The following is a 6471-nucleotide window of genomic DNA, read 5'->3' as shown; positions in this document are numbered from 1 at the left end:
GGAATGTGGTCAGGTTCAGGCTGAATCGCAGTGGTGATCGTAGGTTGAATTCTGCGTTGTACATGGTGGCTATCACGCGGCTATCTCACCATCAGCGGTCCCAGGAATATATGGCGAAACGGCTTGGTGAGGGGGAGACGAAGAAGGAGACGATCCGGTGTATGAAGCGTCACGTCGCTCGTTCTGTATATCGCATTCTCGAGGCCACGAAACCGATCGGCCAAGCCGCTTGACAGACATAGAAGGATCCCGACGGCGGCCCAGCAACCTGGCGCCAGGTATCTGGGCCGCCGTCGGGTAGCAATTACGAGGGGAGGGCGGCGGCGACCCGCACAAAACACAGGTCCGCGCGCTCAGCCGCGCACCGGCCCACGATTTCATCCCTTCGACGCCGCCGGAGTCGCGAACCTGAAGTACAGTCGAAGCGACGAGGTATACCGAGCCGACAATGATGTCAGGAGTTGACTATGCCCTCCCTGCGACAGCAGCTGTTCCGGATCAAACCGGTTCCGCGGCAGAAGGAAGATGTCGAGACCGATCTCAAGCGCACCATCGGTCTGTTCTCGCTGACGATGGTCGGCGTCGGCTCGACCATCGGCACCGGCATCTTCTTCATCCTCTCGGAATCCGTTCCGGTGGCGGGACCGGCCGTGATCTGGTCCTTCGTCATCGCCGGTGCCGTCGCCGGACTCGCGGTCATCTGCTACGCCGAGCTCGCGGGCTCTGTCCCCGTCTCCGGTTCCTCTTACTCCTATGCGTACGCGACCCTCGGCGAACTGCCGGCGATGGGGGTGGCCGCGTGTCTCCTCCTCGAATACGGAGTCGCCGGTGCCGCCGTCGCAGTCGGCTGGTCGCAGTACGTCAACCAGCTGCTGTTCAACCTCTTCGGCTTCGAGATTCCGCACGCCCTGGCCTATGCGCCGGAAGAAGGCGGAATCGTCAACCTGCCGGCCATCCTGTTGCTGGCGATGTGCTGCTTCCTCCTGGTCCGCGGCACCGGCGAATCGATCGTCGTCAATGCGATCATGGTGTGCCTGAAGATCGGCGTCCTCATCTTTTTCATCTGCGTCGGCGTCACCGGCTGGGACTCGAATAACTTCGCCGACTTCGCTCCCTTCGGCATCTCCGGAGTCGTCGCCGGCTCAGGACTGATCTTCTTCAGCTACGTCGGCATGGACGCTGTCGCCACGGCCGGCGATGAGACGAAGAACCCGAAGAAGACGATGCCCCGCGCCCTCATCGCCGCCCTCATCATCGTCACCTCCGTCTACGTCCTCGTCGCCGTCGCCGCCCTGGCCGCCCAGCCCTGGGAGAAATTCGACGGACAGACTGCAGGCCTGTCGGCCATCCTCGAGAGCATCGTCGGCTCACAGTGGCCCGGCACGGTCGTGGCCGCCGGCGCGGTGATCTCGATCTTCTCCGTCACCCTGGTCTCCATCTACGGCCAGTCCCGCATCCTCTTCACGATGGCCGGCGACGGCATGATGCCCAAACTCTTCCGCGAGGTCAATCCCCGCACACTCACCCCGGTCAAAGGCACGATCGTCGTCTCTGCCGTCATCGCGGTCCTCGCCGGCTTCATCCCGTTGAACTTCCTCGCCGAGATGACCTCGATCGGCACCCTCGTCGCCTTCGTCGTCGTCTCCCTGGCCGTGATCATCCTGCGCGTGCGCGAACCGAACCTCGAACGCGGCTTCAAGGTCCCGTTCTACCCCGTCCTGCCGGTGCTCTCGATCATCGGCTGCTTCTGGATCATCTCGAGCCTGCAGGTCATCACGATCGTCGTCTTCATCATCTGGACCGCCTTTATCCTGGGCCTGTACTTCATCTTCGGCCGCAAGTCCTCCGTCCTCGGCAAGCAGCTCGCCGAGGCGGGGCCCACCAATCCCGAATCCCCCGGGCCGGACTCCACAGGAGGAGCCAAATGAGCATCGTCGTCGGTCTTGCCCCAGGTCAGGACAATCGCGCAGCCGTCGAGCTGGGCGTCGTCCTCGCCCGCACCTATCGGCGCCGAATCGTCGCAACCGCCGTCGACTCCGCTGCGTTCCCGATGGCGCCCGTGCACTTCGAGAGCCAGTACGAGAACAGGTTCCGCACCGTCGCCGAGGCGGCCCTCGACGAGGCGCGTGCGCTCATTCCCAGCGATATCGAGTCCGAATGCGTCCTCCATTCCGCGCGGTCGTCTCGGCGCGGTCTGCTCGAGATGTGTGAGAAGACCGACGCCTATCGCCTCGTCGTCGGACCATCCTCGGAAGGGAAGCCGGGCAAGATCGCGCTCGGGTCGGTGTCGAACGGTCTGCTGCACAGCGCCAGGCTGCCGGTGGCCCTGGCCCCGGCCGGATTCGAAGCGCCTGCAGGGGCGCGGCTGGAGCGGATCACGGCAGCATATTCGGGGTCGTCCACCTCGGCGGATCTCATTCTTGGTGCTGCGATGGTTTCGGCGGAGTCGGACGTGCCGTTCCGCATCGCCTCGTTCGCCCCGCGTTCGCGCGTGGTCGCCTCGGCGAACGTGCCCTTCGACATGGAGTCACGCGTCATCGACGAATGGACGAAGACCGTCCAGCGCGACACGGACAAGATCCTGTGCTCGATCGAGCAGCTGCACATCAAGCCTGGTGAGACGGACGTCGTCGTGGGAACCGGCGCCGATTGGGCCGCGGCGCTCGGCGCTGTCGAGTGGAAGCATCCGGAAGTGATGATGCTCGGATCCTCCGGGCTGGGTGCGCTCAAGCGGGTCTCGCTCGGCAGCCACGCGATGCGGATACTGCAGAACTCTCCCGTGCCGGTCGTCGTCGTACCCCGCCGCGCGAAAGCCGATTACATCCGCCAGCAGACTGTGTGACGGTCGAACTCGGTGGGCGCTTCGACGCCCGCGGGTGTCCAATGCTTGAGAAATTCCAAATCAACGCTGGCAGTCTCGCTAGCCTGTCGGCAGGTCACAACGTTGTGGCCTGGAGCTAGTAGAGAGGATCCGTATGGAACTGCTGCGACTGGGACCGATCGGGCACGAGATTCCGGCGGTCCGTCACGAGGGAGTCTGCTTCGAGCTGCGTCCACTGTTCGATGACATCGACCCGAACTTCTTCGCCGCCGACGGCATCGGACGCGTCCGAAGCGCGCTCGAGGCTGGGGAACTCAAGCCGCTCGATGGTGCTGAAGAGATGCGCATCGGCGCTCCGCTGACCAGACCTTCTGCCATCGTGTGCGTGGGCATGAACTATGCCGCGCATGCTCGTGAAGCCGGAGCCGAACCTCCCGAGCGGCCCGTCATCTTCTTCAAGATGCCCTCGACCATCGCCGGGCCCACCGATCCGATCGAACTGCCGCCGTATGCGACGAAAGCCGATTGGGAGGTCGAACTCGGGGTGGTCATCGGATCACGGGCCTTCAGGGTCGCCTCGGTGGAGGAAGGACTCAATCACGTCGCCGGGTATGTGCTCGGCAATGATCTGTCCGAACGCCGACTGCAGATCGAGGAGTCCGGGGGTCAGTGGTCGAAAGGGAAGAATCTGCCCGGGTTCACCCCGCTCGGGCCGTGGATCCGCCCCACCGCCGAGGTGGACCCCGGCAACCTGCGACTGCGCAGCTGGGTCAACGGCGAAGCCAGGCAGGATTCGTCGACGAGTGACCGCATCTTCTCCGTCGGCGAGATCATCTTCCAACTCAGCCAGGCGATGGCCTTCGAGCCGGGCGACGTCATCCTCACCGGCACACCGCAGGGAGTCGCGCTGTCGGGGCAGTACCCGTACCTGGCCGACGGCGACGTCGTCGAACTCGAGCTCGAGGGCCTCGGCCGACACCGTCAGGTCGTGACCGTCACGGAGTGAATGCACGAAGCGGCGCACCGATGACTGGTGCGCCGCTTGTGTTTGCGGATCGGCGCCTCAACGATGACGCCGGATCAGGTGAGGGCTGAGATCAGCGGTTCTCGTCGAATCCGCCCTGACCCTGCTCGCCACCGAATCCACCATCGTTCTGGCCGCCCTGTTCCTGGCCTCCGGGCTGACCGCCGGGCTGGCCGCCCTGTTCGCGGTCGTTGTCTCCGCCGAAGCCGCCGGACTGCTGTCCTCCCTGGGACTGCTGCCCACGGTCGTCTCCGCCGAAGCCGCTGTCGTTCTGGCCGCCCTGGGCCTGCTGGCCGCGGTCATCTCCGCCGCCGAAACCGCCCTGGTCCTGGCCTCCGGGCTGTCCACCTTGCTCGCGGTCGTTGTCGCCACCGAAGCCGCTGGACTGCTGCTGGCCCTGGGCCTGCTGACCCTGCTGCTGGCCACGGTCTTCGCCGCCGCCGAAGCCACCCTGTTCCTGGCCGCCGGGCTGGCCGCCCTGGCCCTGGTCCTGACCGCCGAAGCCACCCTGCTCCTGGCCCTGCTGACCCGACTGACCCTGCTGGCCACCCTGGTCACCGAAGCCGCCCTGCTGGCTCTGCTGGCCGCCCTGCTGCTGATTGCCGAAGTCGTTCTGACCGTTGTCGTTGTTGCCTGCGAAATCGTTCGATTCCATGTTCAACTCCTCATTCGGTGACGAATCATCGCTGTCTGCGACTCGATAGTCAGTCTTGAATACGCACGCCCGCGTGACAACAGTGATTCAAGCGAAGTTGCTGGAAGTTCCCCAAAGTCACAGCAACTGTTCAAATGGTGAATGATGTTCACATCGTTCTCAGGGGATGAGGCAGTCCACCGAGGAGCTACTGCAGGGTAAGCTCACCGCTTCGCACGCGGGCCGCCTCGGCGAGGTGAGGCCCGCGATCATCTGAAGATGCGGATATCCGGGATTCCGGGCACCGCACCTGGCACCATGGGAGAACCGACCCACGCACAACTAGGAGCATCGTCATGAGCACGCACCGACTTCCCCTTTCCGGTGTGCGAGTCCTCGAACTCGGCAACTACATCGCCGCACCCACCGCCGGGCGGATGCTTGCGGACTTCGGCGCCGAGGTGATCAAGGTCGAACGCCCCGGCACCGGTGACGAACTGCGCAATTGGCGGCTCAAGGCCGGCGACACCTCGATGCTCTACCGCACGATCAACCGCAACAAGAAGTCGGTCGTGCTCGACCTGCGCAGCGACGAGGGACGCGAAGCTGTGCTCGAACTCGTCCGCCGCAGCGACATCCTGCTCGAGAACTTCCGCCCGGGCACCCTCGAGAAGTGGGGACTCGGCCCCGATGTGCTCGAAGAGGCGAACCCCGACCTTGTGTTCGTGCGCATCTCAGCGTTCGGCCAGACCGGACCGATGTCGTCCCGGCCTGGATTCGCCGCCGTCGCCGAAGGATATTCCGGCTTCCGCGAACTCGTCGGCGACCCCGACCGCCCGCCGGTGCGCGTGGGCATCTCGATCGGCGACTCGATCGCCGGAATGCAGGCGGCGTTCGGTGCCGTGATGATGCTCTTCGACCGACAGCGGCAGAAGATCGCCGGAGCCGCCGAGGCGGTCGTCGGATCCGCGCACAGCTTCGAAGGCAAGGGTCCGCTGTCGGAGCGGACCGTCGACGTCGCGCTCAACGAGGCGATGTTCTCCGTGATGGAATCCCTCGTCCCCGACTACTCCGCATTCGGCGAGGTCCGCACCCGCACCGGCGGTCGGATGGAGGGCATCGCGCCCTCGAACGGCTACATGTGCGCCGGCGGGAAGTCCGTGGTCATCGCCGGTAATGGGGATGGAATCTTCCCGCGGCTGATGACGGCGATCGACCGTCCCGACCTCGCCGAGGATGCCGACCTGCAGACGAATGCCGGCCGTTGGCAGCGGCGCGACGAACTCGACGAAGCCATCGGGGCGTGGTGCGCGCAGCGTTCAGTCGAGGACGTCGTCGAGGCTCTGGAGGAAGTGGGCGTTCCGGCGGGGCCCATCTACACGGCCGAAGATCTCGTCGCTGATGAGCAGCTCGCCGCTCGCGGGATGATTCAGAACCTCGACGTCTCCACCGGCGAAGAAGTCCTCGAAGACGTCGCCTTCCCCGGCATCACCCCGGTCATCGGCGGCGAATCGATCGCGATCGACCACCTCGGTCCTGATCTGGGCGAGCACACCGACGAAGTGCTGTCATGGCTGGGGCTGGCATCGGATCAGGGCACAGCCCCGGAGTCGGACGAGGACAGCAGCGAGGACTGAGCGCCAAAACCTCTTCCAGTGAGGACCTCCCAGGTCTACTCTTATGCCATGGCCGAGCTGAGGTACTCGATCAACGTCACCGTCGACGGCTGCTGCGACCATCGCGTCGGAGTCGTCAGCGACGACTTCCACCTTCACCATGCGAACAATTTCAAGCGTGCCGACGGGTTGACCTTCGGCCGCATCACTTACCTCTTCGCGGGACTGAGTGACGTCGTCGACCTGGAGCCCGTCGACCGCAGCGAACTCGAAGCAGGCCACGCGATCCAGACATACCGGCCGAAGGACCTAGCGTCCCGATAGACGGGACTGAACACAGGTAATTCTCTTCGACCTCTCATATGCCGAACAAAGC

The 6471-nt window shown here is 64.6% G+C and carries 7 protein-coding genes; 6 read left to right on the top strand and 1 reads right to left on the bottom strand.

Annotated features, from left to right (window positions below):
• The first annotated feature begins 5 nt into the window (after window positions 1–5).
• The 4 genes from BI49514_RS16915 (at window position 6) to BI49514_RS08495 (ending at window position 3827) form a co-directional block, all read left to right on the top strand.
• The gene (locus BI49514_RS16915; RefSeq protein WP_420836298.1) at window positions 6–233 is read left to right on the top strand and encodes a transposase; all 228 of its coding nucleotides are present in this window, start codon (window positions 6–8) and stop codon (window positions 231–233) included.
• A gap of 234 nt (window positions 234–467) precedes the next feature.
• Window positions 468–1928 (top strand): APC family permease, encoded by a 1461-nt coding sequence (locus BI49514_RS08505; RefSeq protein WP_101546053.1) that lies wholly within the window; start codon window positions 468–470, stop codon window positions 1926–1928.
• Window positions 1925–2842 carry a universal stress protein gene (locus tag BI49514_RS08500; RefSeq protein ID WP_101546051.1) on the top strand — a complete coding sequence of 306 codons (918 nt, stop codon included), beginning with the start codon at window positions 1925–1927 and terminating at the stop codon, window positions 2840–2842. The genes BI49514_RS08505 and BI49514_RS08500 overlap by 4 nt, the downstream gene beginning before the upstream one ends.
• Before the next feature lie 133 nt (window positions 2843–2975).
• A complete protein-coding gene (locus BI49514_RS08495; protein ID WP_101546049.1) occupies window positions 2976–3827 on the top strand; it encodes a fumarylacetoacetate hydrolase family protein in 852 nt (283 codons plus the stop codon).
• A gap of 91 nt (window positions 3828–3918) precedes the next feature.
• Here the strand turns inward: BI49514_RS08495 and BI49514_RS08490 are convergent, their stop codons facing one another.
• On the bottom strand, window positions 3919–4500 hold the full coding sequence (locus BI49514_RS08490) for a hypothetical protein (protein WP_101546047.1): 582 nt from the start codon (window positions 4498–4500) through the stop codon (window positions 3919–3921).
• 335 nt (window positions 4501–4835) lie between these two features.
• On the opposite strand from BI49514_RS08490, the gene BI49514_RS08485 reads away from it, so the two are divergent.
• Both BI49514_RS08485 and BI49514_RS08480 read left to right on the top strand, forming a co-directional pair.
• On the top strand, window positions 4836–6116 hold the full coding sequence (locus BI49514_RS08485) for a CaiB/BaiF CoA transferase family protein (protein WP_062239990.1): 1281 nt from the start codon (window positions 4836–4838) through the stop codon (window positions 6114–6116).
• A gap of 48 nt (window positions 6117–6164) precedes the next feature.
• The gene (locus BI49514_RS08480; protein WP_101546045.1) at window positions 6165–6419 is read left to right on the top strand and encodes a hypothetical protein; all 255 of its coding nucleotides are present in this window, start codon (window positions 6165–6167) and stop codon (window positions 6417–6419) included.
• Window positions 6420–6471 lie beyond the last annotated feature (52 nt).

It is taken from the genome of Brevibacterium iodinum ATCC 49514 (assembly GCF_900169265.1).
Classification (GTDB): Bacteria; Actinomycetota; Actinomycetes; order Actinomycetales; family Brevibacteriaceae; genus Brevibacterium; species Brevibacterium iodinum.
This window is presented reverse-complemented; position numbering and strand designations above follow the sequence as displayed.